Source organism: Gemmobacter serpentinus (assembly GCF_008973825.1).
GTDB classification, from domain to species: domain Bacteria; phylum Pseudomonadota; class Alphaproteobacteria; order Rhodobacterales; family Rhodobacteraceae; genus Gemmobacter; species Gemmobacter serpentinus.
This window is the reverse complement of record NZ_WCHR01000012.1, coordinates 76456-92346: the sequence shown is the minus strand read 5'-3', so window position 1 is coordinate 92346 and position 15891 is coordinate 76456. Positions and strand designations below refer to the sequence as shown.

The 15891-nt window shown below is 63.6% G+C and carries 18 protein-coding genes; 11 read left to right on the top strand and 7 right to left on the bottom strand.

Annotated elements, in window-relative coordinates:
- The first annotated feature begins 1 nt into the window (after position 1).
- The 4 genes from GBJ34_RS07250 to GBJ34_RS07235 all read left to right on the top strand — a co-directional run bounded on the left by GBJ34_RS07250 (position 2) and on the right by GBJ34_RS07235 (position 3947).
- The gene (locus GBJ34_RS07250; protein ID WP_151718597.1) at positions 2-745 is read left to right on the top strand and encodes a hypothetical protein; all 744 of its coding nucleotides are present in this window, start codon (positions 2-4) and stop codon (positions 743-745) included.
- 228 nt (positions 746-973) lie between these two features.
- Entirely contained in the window at positions 974-2866 is a 1893-nt protein-coding gene (gene prpE, locus GBJ34_RS07245; RefSeq protein ID WP_151718596.1) for a propionate-CoA ligase PrpE, read from the top strand.
- A gap of 190 nt (positions 2867-3056) precedes the next feature.
- Positions 3057-3500 (top strand): MarR family winged helix-turn-helix transcriptional regulator, encoded by a 444-nt coding sequence (locus GBJ34_RS07240; RefSeq protein WP_151718595.1) that lies wholly within the window; start codon positions 3057-3059, stop codon positions 3498-3500.
- Positions 3501-3545: 45 nt separating this feature from the next.
- On the top strand, positions 3546-3947 hold the full coding sequence (locus GBJ34_RS07235; RefSeq protein ID WP_151718594.1) for a DUF1398 domain-containing protein: 402 nt from the start codon (positions 3546-3548) through the stop codon (positions 3945-3947).
- Positions 3948-4440: 493 nt separating this feature from the next.
- Here the strand turns inward: GBJ34_RS07235 and GBJ34_RS07230 are convergent, their stop codons facing one another.
- Entirely contained in the window at positions 4441-5196 is a 756-nt protein-coding gene (locus GBJ34_RS07230; RefSeq protein WP_151718695.1) for an NAD kinase, read from the bottom strand.
- A 216-nt stretch (positions 5197-5412) separates the two neighbouring features.
- Between GBJ34_RS07230 and glyA the strand changes: the two genes are divergently transcribed.
- A complete protein-coding gene (gene glyA / locus GBJ34_RS07225) occupies positions 5413-6705 on the top strand; it encodes a serine hydroxymethyltransferase (protein WP_151718593.1) in 1293 nt (430 codons plus the stop codon).
- Positions 6706-6804: 99 nt separating this feature from the next.
- Here the strand turns inward: glyA and GBJ34_RS07220 are convergent, their stop codons facing one another.
- The gene (locus GBJ34_RS07220) at positions 6805-7344 is read right to left on the bottom strand and encodes an isochorismatase family protein (RefSeq protein WP_151718592.1); all 540 of its coding nucleotides are present in this window, start codon (positions 7342-7344) and stop codon (positions 6805-6807) included.
- A gap of 46 nt (positions 7345-7390) precedes the next feature.
- The gene (locus GBJ34_RS07215) at positions 7391-7762 is read right to left on the bottom strand and encodes a hypothetical protein (RefSeq protein ID WP_151718591.1); all 372 of its coding nucleotides are present in this window, start codon (positions 7760-7762) and stop codon (positions 7391-7393) included.
- Positions 7763-7888: 126 nt separating this feature from the next.
- Here GBJ34_RS07215 and GBJ34_RS07210 point away from each other — a divergent pair, with 126 nt between their 5' ends.
- A complete protein-coding gene (locus GBJ34_RS07210) occupies positions 7889-8665 on the top strand; it encodes an alpha/beta fold hydrolase (RefSeq protein WP_151718590.1) in 777 nt (258 codons plus the stop codon).
- Between the two features lie 7 nt (positions 8666-8672).
- Here the strand turns inward: GBJ34_RS07210 and GBJ34_RS07205 are convergent, their stop codons facing one another.
- Positions 8673-8849, bottom strand: a complete 177-nt coding sequence (locus GBJ34_RS07205) for a CTP synthetase (RefSeq protein WP_151718589.1) — start codon at positions 8847-8849, stop codon at positions 8673-8675.
- A 261-nt stretch (positions 8850-9110) separates the two neighbouring features.
- A complete protein-coding gene (ychF, locus tag GBJ34_RS07200; protein ID WP_151718588.1) occupies positions 9111-10208 on the bottom strand; it encodes a redox-regulated ATPase YchF in 1098 nt (365 codons plus the stop codon).
- A 128-nt stretch (positions 10209-10336) separates the two neighbouring features.
- On the opposite strand from ychF, the gene GBJ34_RS07195 reads away from it, so the two are divergent.
- The 5 genes from GBJ34_RS07195 (at position 10337) to GBJ34_RS07175 (ending at position 14178) form a co-directional block, all read left to right on the top strand.
- On the top strand, positions 10337-10747 hold the full coding sequence (locus GBJ34_RS07195) for a VOC family protein (protein ID WP_151718587.1): 411 nt from the start codon (positions 10337-10339) through the stop codon (positions 10745-10747).
- A gap of 125 nt (positions 10748-10872) precedes the next feature.
- Positions 10873-11664, top strand: a complete 792-nt coding sequence (gene trpA, locus GBJ34_RS07190) for a tryptophan synthase subunit alpha (RefSeq protein ID WP_151718586.1) — start codon at positions 10873-10875, stop codon at positions 11662-11664.
- A 279-nt stretch (positions 11665-11943) separates the two neighbouring features.
- Positions 11944-12870, top strand: a complete 927-nt coding sequence (locus GBJ34_RS07185; protein ID WP_151718585.1) for an AEC family transporter — start codon at positions 11944-11946, stop codon at positions 12868-12870.
- A 10-nt stretch (positions 12871-12880) separates the two neighbouring features.
- The gene (gene fghA / locus GBJ34_RS07180) at positions 12881-13714 is read left to right on the top strand and encodes an S-formylglutathione hydrolase (RefSeq protein ID WP_151718584.1); all 834 of its coding nucleotides are present in this window, start codon (positions 12881-12883) and stop codon (positions 13712-13714) included.
- Positions 13711-14178, top strand: coding sequence for a YaiI/YqxD family protein (locus GBJ34_RS07175; RefSeq protein ID WP_151718583.1), 468 nt, complete (start codon positions 13711-13713; stop codon positions 14176-14178). Before fghA ends, GBJ34_RS07175 begins: the two co-directional genes overlap by 4 nt.
- A gap of 119 nt (positions 14179-14297) precedes the next feature.
- Here the strand turns inward: GBJ34_RS07175 and GBJ34_RS07170 are convergent, their stop codons facing one another.
- Both GBJ34_RS07170 and GBJ34_RS07165 read right to left on the bottom strand, forming a co-directional pair.
- A complete protein-coding gene (locus tag GBJ34_RS07170) occupies positions 14298-14921 on the bottom strand; it encodes an HAD family hydrolase (protein WP_151718582.1) in 624 nt (207 codons plus the stop codon).
- Entirely contained in the window at positions 14921-15859 is a 939-nt protein-coding gene (locus tag GBJ34_RS07165) for a DMT family transporter (protein ID WP_151718581.1), read from the bottom strand. The genes GBJ34_RS07170 and GBJ34_RS07165 overlap by 1 nt, the downstream gene beginning before the upstream one ends.
- Positions 15860-15891: the final 32 nt, after the last annotated feature.

The following is a 15891-nucleotide window of genomic DNA, read 5'->3' as shown; positions in this document are numbered from 1 at the left end:
GATGAAACTGGCGCTCCATGCGCTGGTCATTCTGGCGCTGACGCTGCTGACCCAGCTTGGCGGGCTGGCATGGGCACTTGCCCTTGTCACCCGCTGGCGCTGGCGGGTGTTTCTGCTGATCTATCTGCTGTTTTGGGGCGTGGCGCAGGTTGCGGCCCCGCTATTGGGTCGTGAGCCCCTGCCCTGTCAGGGCGATGTGTTGCACATGCAATCTGCCTTCTATTGCGTGGCCATGCGCAACTTCGTCGCACCAGACTTGGCCGATCTGGCGCGGGATGCGGCGCAGCGGGTGGCGGATGATTATCCCGGCACGGTCACGCTGGCGCTGGATGGCGGCTTTCCCTTCCTGAAGGGAATGCCGCTTTTGCCGCATCTGTCGCATGATGATGGCGACAAGCTGGATCTTGCCTTCTACTACCAGTCCCCGACGGGCACATATCTTCCCGGCCAGACCCGCGCGCCCTTGGGCTACTTCGCCTTTGAAGCCTTGGCGCACAACACCTGCCCGCCCTCCTTTCCGACGCTGCGATGGGATCTGCGCTGGTTGCAACACCTCTATCCCGTCCGCCCGATGGAGCCAGCCCGCACCACGGCCCTGGCGCGGGCGCTGCTGACCGATCCCCGCTTGGGCCGGATGTTCATCGAGCCTGCTTTGGCCACGCACCTTGGCCTTTCCGACCCGCGTCTGCGCTTTCAGGGCTGCCGCGCCGCCCGGCATGACGATCACATCCATATCCAGCTTTAGCCGACTCACTTCACAGCGGTCGCAAACTGCGATTCTGGAAAACTTTGCAAATTTTTCGCCGCGTCTTGTGGAACTTGGCAGATCAAATGACTTTGCAAAAATTTGCGATCCTTCTCAGCAATATTCTGCAAATTTTTTGATGGAGGAGCTCCGCGTGATCGGTAACAGCGTTGCGCGCTGACCGGGCGGTCGCGTAACAAAATACCCAAACCGTGGGAGGTGCATACGATGGCATACAAAGAGATCTATGACAGCTGGAAAGCTGACCCGGAGGGCTTCTGGATGAAGGCGGCGGGTGCGATCGACTGGGTCAAACCGCCAAGCAAAGCCCTCAATGCGGACCGTGCCCCCCTTTACGAATGGTTCACCGATGCCGAGGTGAATGCCTGCTGGAACGCCGTGGACCGCCATGTCCAGGCCGGGCGCGGCAATCAGCTGGCGATCATCCATGACAGCCCGGTGACCCATCTGCGCAAGGGCATCACCTATAAGGAATTGCAAGCCCGTGTCGCCAGCCTTGCCGGTGCATTGCGCGCCAAGGGCGTGGAAAAGGGCGACCGTGTCATCATCTATATGCCGATGATCCCCGAGGCGCTGGAGGCCATGCTGGCCTGCGCCCGCCTTGGCGCGGTGCATTCGGTGGTGTTCGGCGGATTTGCGGCCAATGAACTGGCCGTGCGGATCGACGATTGCAAGCCCCGCGCGATCATCGCCGCCTCCTGCGGGATCGAGCCGAACCGCATCGTGCATTACAAGCCGCTCCTGGATGGCGCGATTGATCTGGCCGCGCACAAGCCCAATTTCTGCGTGATCTTTCAGCGCGAACAAGAGGTTGCCAAGCTGATCGAAGGCCGCGATGTCGCCTGGCACACCTTTCAATATGGGGTGGAGCCCGCCGAATGCGTGCCGGTTTCGGGCGATCATCCGGCCTATATCCTCTATACGTCGGGCACGACCGGCGCGCCCAAGGGTGTGGTGCGGGCAACTGCGGGCCATCTGGTGGCGCTGAACTGGTCGATGCGGGCGATCTATAATGTGGGCGTCGGAGACGTGTTCTGGGCGGCCTCGGATGTGGGCTGGGTCGTTGGGCATAGCTACATCACCTATGGCCCGCTGATCGCCGGTTGCACCACCGTGGTCTTCGAGGGCAAGCCGGTCGGCACCCCGGATGCGGGAACGTTCTGGCGCGTGATCGCCGAGAACAAGGTGAACAGCTTCTTCACCGCACCGACCGCGCTGCGCGCCATCCGCCGCGACGACCCAGAGGGCGAGTTCATCAAGGAATACAACCTCAAGCACCTGAAGGCCCTCTATCTGGCCGGTGAACGCGCCGACCCGGATACGATCCAATGGGCGCAAAAGCACCTGAACATCCCGGTCATCGACCATTGGTGGCAGACCGAAACCGGCTGGGCCATTGCCGCGAACCCGCTCGGGATCGAGGAATTGCCGGTGAAACTGGGCAGCCCCTCGGTGCCGATGCCGGGCTATGATGTGCAGGTGCTGGATGAGGGCGGCCATCCCGTCTCGCCCGGCACGCTGGGCGCTATTGCGGTGAAGCTGCCGCTGCCGCCCGGCACCCTGCCCACGCTGTGGAATGCAGAAGACCGTTTCCGCAAATCCTACCTCACGCAGTTCCCCGGCTATTACGAGACGGGCGATGCGGGCTATATCGACGAGGACGGCTATCTTTACATCATGGCGCGCACCGATGATGTGATCAACGTCGCGGGCCATCGCCTGTCCACCGGCGCAATGGAAGAGGTTCTGGCCTCGCACCCGGATGTCGCCGAATGCGCGGTGATCGGGGTTGCGGATCAGTTGAAGGGCCAGTCGCCCCTTGGCTTCCTGTGCCTCAAGCGCGGTGCAGCCCGCAGCCATGATGAGGTGGTGGCCGATTGTGTGAGGCTGATGCGCGAAAAGATCGGCCCCGTTGCCGATTTTAAGCGCGCGCTGGTGGTGGACCGCCTGCCCAAGACCCGATCTGGCAAGATCCTGCGCGCCACCATGGTGAAAATCGCCGATGCCGAGGCCTACAAGATGCCCGCCACCATCGACGATCCGGCGATTCTGGACGAGATCAAGGCGGCGCTGCAAGGCATTGGCCTGGCCAAAGCCTAATCGCCGCAACAAGCCTGATCTGTCCCAGTCAGATCAGGCACCCCGCCGGGAAACCGGCGGGGTATCGGATTAGATACATTTCGTCGGTTTTACGGGACGGAGCGGCCGTGCAAATAATCGGCTTGCTCAATGTTGACTAGGAAACAAATCTCGCGTAGTTTCCTAGTCAACATTGAGCAAGCGAGCCGTCATGCCCATCTCCGACCTGACCGATCACACCGGATACTGGCTGCGCATGGTGTCGAACGCCGTATCGCAGGATTTCGCCCGCAAGGTCGCCGCGGAAGATGTAACGGTCGCTGAATGGTCCTTCATGCGGGTGCTGTTCGATGAGGATGGCACTGCGCCCACCTTGCTGGCCAGCCGGATGGGGATGACCCGCGGTGCAATCAGCAAACTGGCCGATCGGCTGGTGGCCAAGAGGCTGGTCGCCCGTGCCGAGACCGGCGGACGAGGGCAGATTCTGTCGCTGACGCTTGAGGGCCGGGCGAAGGTTCCTGCATTGGCGGCGATGGCCGACCTGAATGATGCCGAATATTTCAGCGTATTGTCTGGCGACGACCGTGAGGCTCTGAGCCGGATTCTGCGGACCCTCGTCGAGCGGCGGGGGCTGACCGAGACCCCGTTAGACTGATCCGCTGGGCCTAACCTGATATCTGCAACCACGAAAGGAACCGCCATGGACGCGGAACGGACTTCTATCGCCGAAATCTGCTTGCAGGCCGCCCATGACGGCAGCCTCAGCTTTCCCGAGATCGTGGGCAAGCTGATCGCTGCCGACTTCGAGGGCTATTCGGTCGATTATCGCCGCAACACCCAGACTTTCTATCTGCCTGACGGCGAAAGCCTGGTCTGCGACATACCGCAGGCGGCGGGGTCCGTTGGGGCCAAGTTCGACGCGGGCGAGATCGAACGCCTTGTCCGCTGGGCGCAGGCCAATCCTGCCGATTACAGCTATGCCGTCTTCAGCGAAAAGGCCCGGGCGGCCGGTTGCGCGGGGTATTTCGTCTCGTTCCTTGGCCGGCGCGTGGTCTATTTCGGACGGACGGCGGAGACCCATGTCGAGCATTTCACGCGCTGAGCCGACGTGACATCCGCAGGATCCTTCTTTGGCGGGGCGTTCGCTGTCGCCTGCCTGGGGCTGGGCACGGGCTGATGCGCGCGCGCATCGACTGCGGTGCTCCAATCCCGGTGTATCTGGCGCTTGTGGCCAACACGATGGCAGTTCCGGGCAGGAATGCAGGTTTCCTGAAAGACACGGCGCTGCCCGGATTTCCGGCTATAGGCTATGCGCTGGCCATGGGGTGAACCGGGCCCGCGCCATTCTCTGCATGGCCTGGGGCATGGCGTTGCCCCCCTGTTTCCGCGGGCGCGCCACGGGCTGATGGCCATGCGCTGGTGGCGGGGCTGGTCGGGGCCATCACCCTTCTTCCGAATGGCGTGATCTGCACCTGCATTTGTGACGCCGGAAACGGCGCTGATCTGCGCGGGCCAATAGTGATCGCTCTGGCACAGTTGAAAGGCAAGGGATGACCGGCGGCCATGAACTCAACGCCGTTCAGGCCCCCACCCTGTCACATGAACTGCTCATGCGTCAGGCGTTCTTCCAGACCGTGACCCGGATCGAACAGGATGCGGTGGCGGATGCTGGGTTCTGAACGGATCTCCACGCTGATCACGTCACGGAACGACCTTCCATCCGCATCGGCCATCACCGGACGTTTCGCCGCCTCCAGCACATCAAAGCGCACCAGCGCAGTCTTGGGCAGCAACGCGCCACGCCAACGCCGCGGGCGGAAAGCGGCCATCGCCGTCAGCGCCAGCACATCCGACCCCATCGGCAGGATCGGACCATGCGCCGAATAATTATAGGCGGTGGATCCGGCGGGGGTGCAGAGCAGCGCCCCGTCACAGACCAGTTCCGGCATCCGTTCACGCCCATCGACGCTGATGCGCAGCTTCGCGGCCTGCGGGCCTGCGCGCAACAGGCTGACCTCATTGATCGCCAGCGCGTGATGGTCGCGGCCATTGGCCGAAATCGCGTGCATGGCCAGCGGGTTGATCACGGTTTCCTCAGCCGCGCGCAGCCGCGCCTCCAGCGCATCCTCGGCATAGGCGTTCATCAGGAAACCGATGGTGCCGCAATTCATGCCATAGACCGGCAGATCAAGGCTCTGCGTCTCGTGCAGGGTCTGCAGCATGAAGCCGTCACCACCAAGCGCCACGATGATATCAGCCGTTTTCACCGGCGCATCGCCATAGCGGGTCGATAGCGCCGTATAGGCCGCAAGCGCCGCCGGGCTGGTGCTGGCGCGAAAGCTGATGCGCATCGAACGGGCCTCCCCCTCGTCTCGGGCGACGCCTTGCGACACCCCGCCGCCAGTCTTGGGCCGGGTAGACGGCGAAGGCAAGGGGCGCGGGCGCAACAGCGGGGCAGCACCGCAAGCGGCGCGGCGGAATTGCCCCATGTCGTTTTCTTCCCTTCACACGAGGCCACCCCATGGTCTAAAGGTCGCGCAAAGGCCCCGCATGACAGGAGACGCCACATGAGCGCCAACCGCGACCCCGGTTTCTTCACCGAAGACCTCGCCTCGCGCGATCCGGAAATCTTCGGCTCCATCAAGAACGAACTTGGCCGTCAGCGCCATGAGATCGAGCTGATCGCCAGCGAGAACATCGTCTCCCGCGCCGTGATGGAGGCGCAGGGCTCCGTCATGACCAACAAATATGCCGAAGGCTATCCGGGCAAGCGCTACTATGGCGGCTGCGAATTTGTCGATGTCGCGGAAAACCTCGCGATCGAGCGCGCCTGCAAGCTGTTCGGCTGCACCTTCGCCAATGTCCAGCCGAACTCGGGCAGCCAGGCCAACCAGGGCGTGTTCAACGCGCTGCTGAAGCCGGGTGACACCATCCTTGGCATGAACCTTGCCTCGGGCGGTCACCTGACCCATGGCGCGGCCCCGAACCAGTCGGGCAAATGGTTCAACGCCGTGCAATATGGCGTGCGCAAGCAAGACAGCCGCATCGATTATGACGAGCTGGAGGCTCTGGCGGTCGAGCACAAGCCGAAGATGATCATCGCCGGTGGCTCTGCCATTCCGCGCCAGATCGATTTTGCCAAGTTCCGCGCCATTGCCGACAAGGTCGGTGCTTACCTGATGGTCGATATGGCACATTTTGCCGGTCTGGTCGCAGGCGGCCAGCACCCCTCGCCCTTCCCCTATGCCGATGTGGCGACCACCACGACGCATAAAACCCTGCGCGGCCCGCGCGGCGGCATGATCCTGACCAATAACGAAGAGATCGCCAAAAAGGTGAACTCGGCGATTTTCCCGGGCATTCAGGGTGGTCCGCTGATGCATGTGATCGCGGCCAAGGCCGTGGCCTTTGGCGAGGCGCTGCGCCCGGAATTCAAGGAATACGCAGCCCAGGTCGTGACCAATGCGCAGGCCCTGGCCGATCAGCTGATGAAGGGTGGCCTGGATATCGTTACCGGCGGCACCGACACCCATGTGCTGCTGGTCGACCTGCGCCCGAAAGGCGTGAAGGGCAATGCGACAGACAAGGCCCTTGGCCGCGCGCATATCACCTGCAACAAGAACGGCATCCCGTTCGACCCGGAAAAGCCGACCGTCACCAGCGGCGTCCGTCTTGGCACGCCGGCAGGCACTACCCGCGGCTTCCGTGAGGCCGAGTTCCGCATGATCGCCGACTGGATCGTCGAAGTGGTCGACGGTCTGGCCGCCAATGGCGAAGAGGGCAATGGTGCCGTCGAGGCCGCCGTGCGCGCCAAGGTCGAAGCACTCTGCGAGAAGTTCCCGCTTTACCCGACGCTCTGATCCGCGTCAGGATATGGATATGCAAAGGCCCCGGGAAACCGGGGCCTTTTGCTTTGACAGCGCAGGTCTTGGGCGATTGTCCTTCTTGGTGCTGCCCGTTCAGGCCGACAGGATCGCGGCGCTTTCCGTCATTTCCGCGAAATCGGCCGCCAGAAGACCCATCGTCACGTCGAAAATCGCCCGCGCCGACAGCCCGTCCTGTGGCAGACCGAAGCCCAGCACGGCATCGCGCACCACGATCATGCGAAAGCCGAGATCGGCCCCCGCCCGCACCGTCGAATTGACGCAAAACCCGGCCACGGCCCCCGTCACCACCAGATCGGTGATCCCCTGCCCGCGCAGATGTGCCGCCAAATCAGTGGAGGCGAAGGCGGATGAGGTCTGTTTGACAAAAACCGCCTCGCCCGGCTCCGCCTCGGCGCAGGGCATGGGCGCATAGCCCGGCGCATCGACATGGAAGGGGGCTGCGGGATCTTGCGCGCGGTGGCGCACATGCACAACCGCCCTGCCCTGCGCCCGAAACCGAGCGGCAAGCGCTGCGATCTGTGCCGGGGCCTCTGGATTCACCAGATCATAGCCCGCATCGATGCGGCGCTGCATCTCTTGCTGCATGTCGATGATCAGCAAGGCCTGTCCCATATTCTTCACCTACCGTGCGTTCCTTAAGCCCTTCACGGGCCGCAAGTCACATCGATCCCCGTGCCCGTACCAGCACATAGGCCAGCACCGCGACCACGATCAGCCCGAAAGCCACCTGTGCCATGACGGAGCCAAGTAGGCCCTTGCGGCGCGCGCCGGCCCCCATGGGGGCCAGATGGCGCACACAGATGTCATAGGCCTCGGCCACACGGCCCTCATCGATCTGTAGCAGCAGCTTGGGGTTTTGCGACAGATGCGCGGCTTCGGCCAGTTCCTCGGCCGCCTTGCGCACCCGGCGCGGCAGACGCCGCCCGGCGCTGCGCAGCTTGGCGGTCAGCCCGTCGCCACGGGCGCGCAGCCGGTCTTCCATCAGACCCGCCACCCGATCCGCCATCTGCTGGATGGTGATTGCGCCCATAGCCCTGCTCTTGGTTGTGCCAATGTTTGCGCCACCTTACGGGGCAACCCTTGATTGCGCAACGGCTCTGGCAGGGTGGTCGCAACGGCTCTGGCAAGCCGCGCGACGCGGCGCTAGATTGGCCTCATGCTGAACATCCTGCGCCATCCCGCCCAAACCCCTTCCACTGACCTGCCGCCGATCCTGATCGCGCATGGCCTCTATGGGTCGGCCCGCAACTGGAATGTCATCGCCAAGCGCCTGTCGGAACGCCGCGATGTCATGGCGGTGGATATGCGCAACCATGGTTTCAGCCCGCATTTCCCCGGCCACAGCTACCCCGAACTGGCCGAAGATCTGGCCGAGGTGATCCGCGCCAATGGCGGACAGGTCGATCTTCTGGGCCATTCCATGGGCGGCAAGGCCTCGATGACGCTGGCCCTTGCGTATCCTCCGCTGGTGCGGCGGCTGGTGGTCGCCGATATCGCGCCGGTCGCCTATCCGCATGACCAGACGCAATATATCCACGCGATGCGCGGCATGGACCTGCGCGATCTGACCACCCGGGCCGAGGCCGATCGCCGTCTGGCCCAGACCGTGCCTGAAGCCCCCTTGCGCGCCTTCTTTCTGCAATCGCTGGACCTCAAGGCCGAGGGCGGGCCGCGCTGGCGGCTGAATTTCGACGCGCTGGAACGCGAAATGCCCAAGATCGTCGGCTGGCACGACCCCGAGGGGCAATTTGACGGCCCGACCCTGTTTCTGACCGGCGCCGAGAGCGGCTATGTGCGGCCAGAGAACCGCCCCACCATCCGGGCGCATTTCCCCAATGCCCATTTCGCCAAGCTGGCCGGGGCCGGGCATTGGCTTCACGCCGACAAGCCGCGCGAATTTGAGGATACGCTGAAGGTGTTTTTCGACGCCTGAGCCGCGATCAAAAGATCTGGCGTGCCACCAGCCAACTGACCGGACCCGCCGCGACAAAGCCGATGGCAGCCGCGATCAGGATCGGCTGCAAGGTGTCATGCCCACTGACCAGAGCCGCTATGATCAACGCCCCCATGAGCGCGGTGGAAATGATGGAGAACAGCAGCAGCGTCAGGCGTGTCATGGCGGGTTTCCGGGTCGTGGGGGCGCGTTGCATTTGCACCCTGCCCCGGAACGCCAACGCGCACCTTGATATGCGTCAAACCCGGCCGTTTCGCACGGATTGCGATCCGTCGCCAAAGGATCGCGCACGATTGGGGCACGCGATCCCATTCAAACGTCCGAAAGCGCACCCCTTCCTCGCAGGGCCGCCCGCACCACAGGCCGCGCGGAAATGCAAAAGGCCGCCTTTCGGGCGGCCCTTTTCAATCCTTTCAACAGCCGGTCAGCCGTTGAACAGGAAATGCAGCACGTCGCCGTCCTTGACCTCATAGGTCTTGCCCTCGACGCGGAACTTGCCAGCCTCCTTGGCACCCGCCTCGCCCTTGCCGGCGATGTAATCATCATAGGCCACGGTCTCGGCGCGGATGAAGCCCTTTTCGAAATCGCCATGGATGACACCGGCCGCCTGCGGTGCCAGCATCCCCTTGGTGATGGTCCAGGCGCGGGCCTCTTTCGGGCCGACGGTGAAGTAGGTGCGCAGACCCAGCAACTGGTAACCCGCGCGGATCAGCCGGTCGAGACCGGCCTCGGTCAGGCCCATTTCCTCAAGGAACATCGCCGCTTCGTCATCGGCCAGCTGGCTGATCTCTTCTTCGATCTTGGCAGAGATCACGACCGAGGCCGCGCCCTGCTTCGCGGCCATCTCGGCCACGCGGGCGGATTGGCTGTTGCCTTCGGCGGCTTTCGATTCCTCGACATTGCAGACATAAAGCACCGGCTTGGCGGTCAGCAATTGCAGCATCCGCCATTGCTTCTGATCGTCTTCCGCCACAGTCACGGTGCGGGCAGGCTTGCCCTCGTTCAGCGCGGCCAGCGCCAGGCGCAGCAAGCGATCCTGATCCAGCACTTCCTGATCGCCGCCACGCAGCTTTTTCGCAAGGCTGGCCAGACGGCGCTCCACCGATTCCAGATCGGCCAGCATCAGCTCGGTCTCGATGGTTTCGGCATCGGCGACCGGGTCGATCCGGCCTTCAACATGGGTGATGTCGCCATCTTCAAAACAACGCAGCACATGCGCGATGGCATCGCATTCGCGGATATTGGCCAGAAACTGGTTGCCAAGCCCCTCGCCCTTGGAAGCGCCGCGCACAAGGCCCGCAATATCGACGAAGGTCATCCGGGTCGGGATGATCTGTTTCGATCCGGCGATCTCGGCCAGCCTGTCCAGACGCGGATCGGGCACCGCCACCTCGCCGACATTCGGCTCGATGGTGCAGAAGGGGAAGTTCGCGGCCTGCGCCGCCGCCGTGCGCGTCAGCGCGTTGAAGAGCGTGGACTTGCCGACATTCGGCAACCCGACGATACCCATCTTGAAGCCCATGGCCCATCCCCTTTGGCAATCTGCGCCCCGGCTTCTAGGGGCGCGGGCGCAAAATCGCAAGCAGGCCTTTGAAAACCGGGGGCCCGCGTGGCAATCTGGGCCCCCCACACCCCTGCCGGAGCGCGCCCATGTCCTTCGATCCCTATATCCACTTCCCCGGCACCTGCGCGCAGGCGATGGCGTTTTATCAATCTGTCTTCGGGGGAGACCTGCAAATGATGCGCTACGCCGATATGCCCGATGCGCCGCCCGAATATGCGGGGTCGGATCTGGTGATGCACAGCACGCTTGCGGTTGGCGGGCGTATCATGATGGCCGGGGATTTCCCGCCCGGCATGGTGCCAGATCCGCAAAAAGCCGTGTCAATCAGCCACTTCGCTGCCGATATCGACGATGCGGCCCGCATCTTCGCGGCCCTATCCGACGGGGCCGAGATCATGCTGCCCTTCGGCCAGACCTTCTGGTCCAATGGCTATGGGATGCTGAAAGACCGTTTCGGCACGCATTGGATGATCGCCGCCACGCCACGCGCGGACTGAAGGTTCAGGGCCCCTCGCGCCCCGCTTCCCCCGCTGTTCGCCTCGCCCAACGCCCCCTGCCTTGTTTCCCTTGCCTTTCCTGGCGCTTTTCTGCACATCGGACGGATCAGACAAGAGGACGCCCGATGACCCGGATCGACGCCAAATTCGCCAAGCTCAAGGCCGAAGGCAAAAAGGCCTTTGTCGCCTATATCATGGGGGGCGACCCGGACCTGGACACGTCGCTTGCGGTGATGAAGGGCCTGCCGGGGGCGGGCGTCGACGTGATCGAACTGGGTATGCCCTTCACCGATCCGATGGCCGATGGACCGACGATCCAGCTTGCGGGCCAGCGGGCGCTGGATGGCGGCATGACCATGGACAAGGTTCTGGATATGGTCCGCGCCTTCAGGACGGGCGACTCTGAAACCCCGATCGTGCTGATGGGCTATTACAACCCGATCTATGCGCGCGGCGTGGATCGTTTTCTGGCCGAGGCCAGAGAGGCCGGGATTGACGGGCTGATCGTGGTCGACCTGCCGCCCGAGGAAGACAGCGAGCTGTGCCTGCCAGCCCAGGCTGCGGGCATCAACTTCATCCGGCTGGCCACGCCGACGACGGACGCAAAACGCCTGCCGGCCGTTCTGAAGAACACATCGGGCTTTGTCTATTACGTCTCGGTCACCGGCATCACCGGGGCCGCCGCGGCGCAAGCCGCTGCTGTCGGCCCGGAAGTGGCACGCATCAAGCAATCGACCGATCTGCCGGTCATCGTGGGCTTTGGCATCAACACCGCTGAAAACGCCCGCGACATTGCCAGCATCGCAGATGGCTGCGTGGTAGGGTCTGCCATCGTGAAGGAAATCGGCGCAGGCAAACCGCTGGCCGAGATTCTGGCCCGCGTCGCCGATCTGGCCTCTGGCGCGCATAGCGCCTGAGGCTTTGGCCGGATCCGGGTCTGTTCTTTCTGGCCCGAGCATTTGGCCTGACGATCGCGCATGGGGCGTTGCGCGGGCGGAGACGGGACCACCACGCCCCGCCTCGTTTGCCGCCTGATGCGACAATGGGGTGCAGCGCCAGGCTGGCCCAGGCCTGGTCGCGCTTGGCACAGGCCACGCAGCGCAGGTCTTTTGTCGTCAAAGCGGTTGCATCCCGGGGGCCTGCGTGGAACTCTGCGACCGCCAACCTGCCCGCCCCCTCGCTTCGCAACGCTGGACATGCTGCCGATCCTCCTGAAAACCTTGCCATTCTTCGCCCTGATCGGCACCGGATATCTGGCCGGACGCATCCGCATGATCCCGCCCGAGGGCGTGGCATGGATCACGAAATTCGTCTTTTTCTTCGCGCTTTCGGCGATGCTGTTTCGCTTTGCCGCCAATCTGAGCCTTGGCGAGATCTTCGATCTTCCCTTCGTTCTTGCCTATCTGGCGGCCTCCAGCCTGCTTTATGCGGGCGTCATGGCGGTATCGCGGATGCGGGGGCGCAGCATCGAAGTGGCCGCGATGGAGGCGCAATGCGCCCAATCCGGCAATACCGGCTTTCTGGGCGTGCCGATGCTGGTCGTGCTGCTGGGGCCGCAGGCAGCCGGGCCGGTCTTGATGGTGCTGACAGTCGACATGGTGGTGTTTTCCTCGCTGATCACGCTGATCATCGCGGGCGCGCGCGGCGGCAGCCCCGGCCTTGCCACGGTGAAGACGCTGGCCCTTGGCTGGGTGAAGAACCCGATGGTCGTCTCGATCGTGCTGGGGCTGATCTGGTCGGGGCTGCATTTGCCGGTTCCGGGGCCGGTCAATGACTATCTGGCGCTACTGGGGGCGGCGGCCACGCCCGGCGCGCTGTTTGCCATCGGGGCGTCCCTTGCCGGGCGGGGCGTCACGCGGCTGGCGGATGCCGCATGGCTCAGCTTCGCGAAGCTTGTGCTGCACCCGGCCCTTGTCGCCATTGCCGCCTTCTGGATCTTCCCGGTAGAGCCGGGGGCCGCGGGCGTCATGGTCGCTGCGGCCAGCCTTCCGGTTGCCGGGAATGTCTATATTCTGGCTCAGCATTACGGCGTGGCACCACAGCGCGTTTCCACCGCCATTCTGATTTCCACGGCGTTCAGCATCCTGACCGTCACGACCATCATCGCCTGGATCACGGGCTGAGGGAGAACCGATGAAGACCATTTCCGAGAACCGTTGTTTCGGGGGCGTCCAGGGCGTCTACAGCCATGCTTCTGATGCCTGCGGCGTCGACATGACCTTCGGCCTGTTCCTGCCGGAAGAGGCCGAAAGTGGCCCAGTGCCGGTCCTGTGGTATCTGTCGGGCCTGACCTGCACGCATGAGAATGCCATGGTGAAGGCAGGTGCCCAGAAATGGGCGGCCGAGGCCGGGATCGGCCTGATCTTCCCCGATACCAGCCCGCGCGGCGAGGGGGTCGCCAATGATGATGCCTATGATCTGGGCCAGGGCGCGGGCTTCTATGTCAATGCGACCGAAGCCCCCTGGGCACAACATTTCCGCATGTGGGATTATGTGACCGAAGAGCTGCCCGATCTGGTCTTCAAGGCCTTCCCGCTGGCCGAGGGGCGGCAGGCGATCACCGGCCATTCCATGGGCGGGCATGGCGCGCTGACCATCGCGATGAGCTTTCCGGGCCGCTTCCGCTCGGTCTCGGCCTTTTCGCCCATCGCCAACCCTTCGGCCAGCGACTGGGGCCGCAAGCAGTTCACCGCCTATCTCGGCGCGGATGAGACGAAATGGGCACCCCATGACGCGACCCTTCTGATGAAGAAGCGCGGCTTTGACGGTCCGATCCTGATCGATCAGGGCGCATCCGACCAGTTCCTTGATCTGCTCAAGCCCGAGGCCTTGGCAGAGGCCATGGCGGCACGCCGTCAGGGCGGCATCTTCCGGATGCAGAAGGGCTATGACCACAGCTATTTCTTCGTCTCGACCTTCATCGAAGACCATATCGGCTTCCATGCCGCGGCGCTTTACGACCGATGACAGGGCGCGCGATCTATATCGATGCCGATGCCTGCCCGGTAAAGGCCGAGGCCGAGACGGTGGCCACCCGCCACCGTCTGCGCATGGTGCTGGTCTCCAATGGCGGCATCCGGCCTTCCGCCAATCCGCTGGTCGAAAGCGTCTTTGTCAGCGAAGGCCCGGATGAGGCCGATAAATGGATCGCCGATCACGCGAAGACGGGCGATGTGGTGGTGACCGGGGATATCCCGCTGGCCGCGAAATGCGTGGCTGCGGGCGCGCTGGTCGTCAAACATAATGGCGAGGCGCTGACGACGGCCAATATCGGCATGGCCTTGGCCACGCGCGATCTGATGCAGGATCTGCGCAGCGCCGATCCCTTCCGGCAGGGCGGCGGCAAACCGTTCGGCAAAGCCGACCGCTCGCGCTTTCTGGAGGCACTGGAACGCGCGGTGCGCGCGGCGGGCCGGGCGATTGAGGGCTGAGCTGTCGGGGGCGCTCGCGCCCCCTCAGGCCTTCAGCCCTCCCCCCTGAGGATATTTTTTAGACAGAAAATTGCGGTTGTCCGGCGTGGGATCGGATGATGATCCGCCCGACAGCTCCGTCAAAGACCCGCCTCGGCCTCGGTCAGCAGGCCCTCTGCCACCAGACGCCGCGCCCAGCCCTGCCAAGTCTCGAAGCGGTGGCATTGCCAGCCGCGCGCCTCGGCGGCGGCGATATTATCCGGGCGATCATCGACAAAGAGCAGGCGTTCGGGTGCAACGCCGCAATCGGCCTCGACCAGCGCAAAGATACGCGGATCGGGCTTGGTCACCCCCATCCGGCCCGAGACATATTCACGGTCAAATTCCGTCAGAAACTCATATTGCGTGCGGGCATAATCGTAGGAATGGGTGCCGAAATTCGTCAGCGCGAAGACCGGCACCCCCTTGGCCCGCAGGGCCCGCATGAGCGCGATGGAGCCCTCGATCCGGGGGGAGGCCATGTCGATCCAGTTGTCGAACCACATGCGGATCTCGTCCGACCAGTCGGGATAGATATCGGCCCATTCATAGATGGTTTCCTTGAACAGCGCGCCGCCATCGATCAGGTCGTTCATGCGATGCAGGTCGACCTCGGCAAACATCGCCTCGCGATTGGCGCGCCCGATCTGCCAATCATAGAACCGCTCCGGGTTCCATTCGATCAACACATTGCCGATGTCGAAGACCACCGCCGCAACCGTCATCACCTTCTCCCCAATCGGGTTTCCCGCCAGAGTACATAAAGGCCCGCACCGCAGATCAGCGCAATCCCGATCCATGCGGTCCGGTCCGGGCTTTGCCCGAAAAACACCACGCCCCACAATATCGCGAGCGGCATCGCAGAATATTCAAAGGGCGCGACCACCGCCGCCTCACAGAGCCGGTAAGCCTGACTGACCAGCAGCCCACCAATCGCGACCGATAGTCCGGTGGCCAGAAAGGCCGGCCAATCCGCCATGGCAGGCCAGACCCAGCCGCGAAACAGAAAGGCCAGCAACGGGTTTTCGGACCCCGCCAGATGGCCGTCGCCCACTGTCAGCCCCATGCCGGTGCAGACCAGAATGAAGCCGCATTGCACATAGAAACTCAGCGTGGCCGCGCTTTCGGTATCGCGCAACCGACGCGTCATCATATGGGTCGAGGCATAGGTGAAGGCCGACACGAAGACGAGGATCGCCGCTGGCTGCAATGCACCACTTCCCGGCCGCATCATCACCATGACGCCGATCATGCCGACAATGACCGCCGCCCAGCGGCGCGGCCCGACCGTCTCGCCCAGCACCAATACCGACAGCAGGGTAACCACCAGCGGGCTGACAAAGGCAATCGCCACCGCATCGGCCAGCGGCAGCGCCGCAAGACCCAGAAAATAGGTGATGTTCGACAGCATGACGAAACTGACCCGCAGCAGATGCGCCAGCGGCCGCCTGGTCAGGATCTGGCGATATCCGCCCGCCAGCCCCATGAAGCCCAGAAGAAACAGGATCGAGATCAACGAGCGGGTCAGGACCACCTGATGCAGCGCGTATGAGCCCGACAACGATTTGATCGCCACATCATTGACCGACAGGATCACAGGCCCCGCCACGGCACAAAGGATGCCGATCAGAGTGGTCTGTGCGGGCGAGCCGAGCGCGGTCATCCGCAATTCCTAGGCCGGATGCCTGTGGCCCG

Excerpts from the sequence above, each read along its gene's own strand:
- GBJ34_RS07250 (WP_151718597.1), top strand. The coding sequence starts at position 2 with ATGAAACTGGCGCTCCATGCGCTGGTCATTCTGGCGCTGACGCTGCTG.
- prpE (WP_151718596.1), top strand. The coding sequence starts at position 974 with ATGGCATACAAAGAGATCTATGACAGCTGGAAAGCTGACCCGGAGGGC.
- GBJ34_RS07240 (WP_151718595.1), top strand. The coding sequence starts at position 3,057 with ATGCCCATCTCCGACCTGACCGATCACACCGGATACTGGCTGCGCATG.
- GBJ34_RS07235 (WP_151718594.1), top strand. The coding sequence starts at position 3,546 with ATGGACGCGGAACGGACTTCTATCGCCGAAATCTGCTTGCAGGCCGCC.
- GBJ34_RS07230 (WP_151718695.1), bottom strand. The coding sequence starts at position 5,196 with ATGCGCATCAGCTTTCGCGCCAGCACCAGCCCGGCGGCGCTTGCGGCC.
- glyA (WP_151718593.1), top strand. The coding sequence starts at position 5,413 with ATGAGCGCCAACCGCGACCCCGGTTTCTTCACCGAAGACCTCGCCTCG.
- GBJ34_RS07220 (WP_151718592.1), bottom strand. The coding sequence starts at position 7,344 with ATGGGACAGGCCTTGCTGATCATCGACATGCAGCAAGAGATGCAGCGC.
- GBJ34_RS07215 (WP_151718591.1), bottom strand. The coding sequence starts at position 7,762 with ATGGGCGCAATCACCATCCAGCAGATGGCGGATCGGGTGGCGGGTCTG.
- GBJ34_RS07210 (WP_151718590.1), top strand. The coding sequence starts at position 7,889 with ATGCTGAACATCCTGCGCCATCCCGCCCAAACCCCTTCCACTGACCTG.
- GBJ34_RS07205 (WP_151718589.1), bottom strand. The coding sequence starts at position 8,849 with ATGACACGCCTGACGCTGCTGCTGTTCTCCATCATTTCCACCGCGCTC.
- ychF (WP_151718588.1), bottom strand. The coding sequence starts at position 10,208 with ATGGGCTTCAAGATGGGTATCGTCGGGTTGCCGAATGTCGGCAAGTCC.
- GBJ34_RS07195 (WP_151718587.1), top strand. The coding sequence starts at position 10,337 with ATGTCCTTCGATCCCTATATCCACTTCCCCGGCACCTGCGCGCAGGCG.
- trpA (WP_151718586.1), top strand. The coding sequence starts at position 10,873 with ATGACCCGGATCGACGCCAAATTCGCCAAGCTCAAGGCCGAAGGCAAA.
- GBJ34_RS07185 (WP_151718585.1), top strand. The coding sequence starts at position 11,944 with ATGCTGCCGATCCTCCTGAAAACCTTGCCATTCTTCGCCCTGATCGGC.
- fghA (WP_151718584.1), top strand. The coding sequence starts at position 12,881 with ATGAAGACCATTTCCGAGAACCGTTGTTTCGGGGGCGTCCAGGGCGTC.
- GBJ34_RS07175 (WP_151718583.1), top strand. The coding sequence starts at position 13,711 with ATGACAGGGCGCGCGATCTATATCGATGCCGATGCCTGCCCGGTAAAG.
- GBJ34_RS07170 (WP_151718582.1), bottom strand. The coding sequence starts at position 14,921 with ATGACGGTTGCGGCGGTGGTCTTCGACATCGGCAATGTGTTGATCGAA.
- GBJ34_RS07165 (WP_151718581.1), bottom strand. The coding sequence starts at position 15,859 with ATGACCGCGCTCGGCTCGCCCGCACAGACCACTCTGATCGGCATCCTT.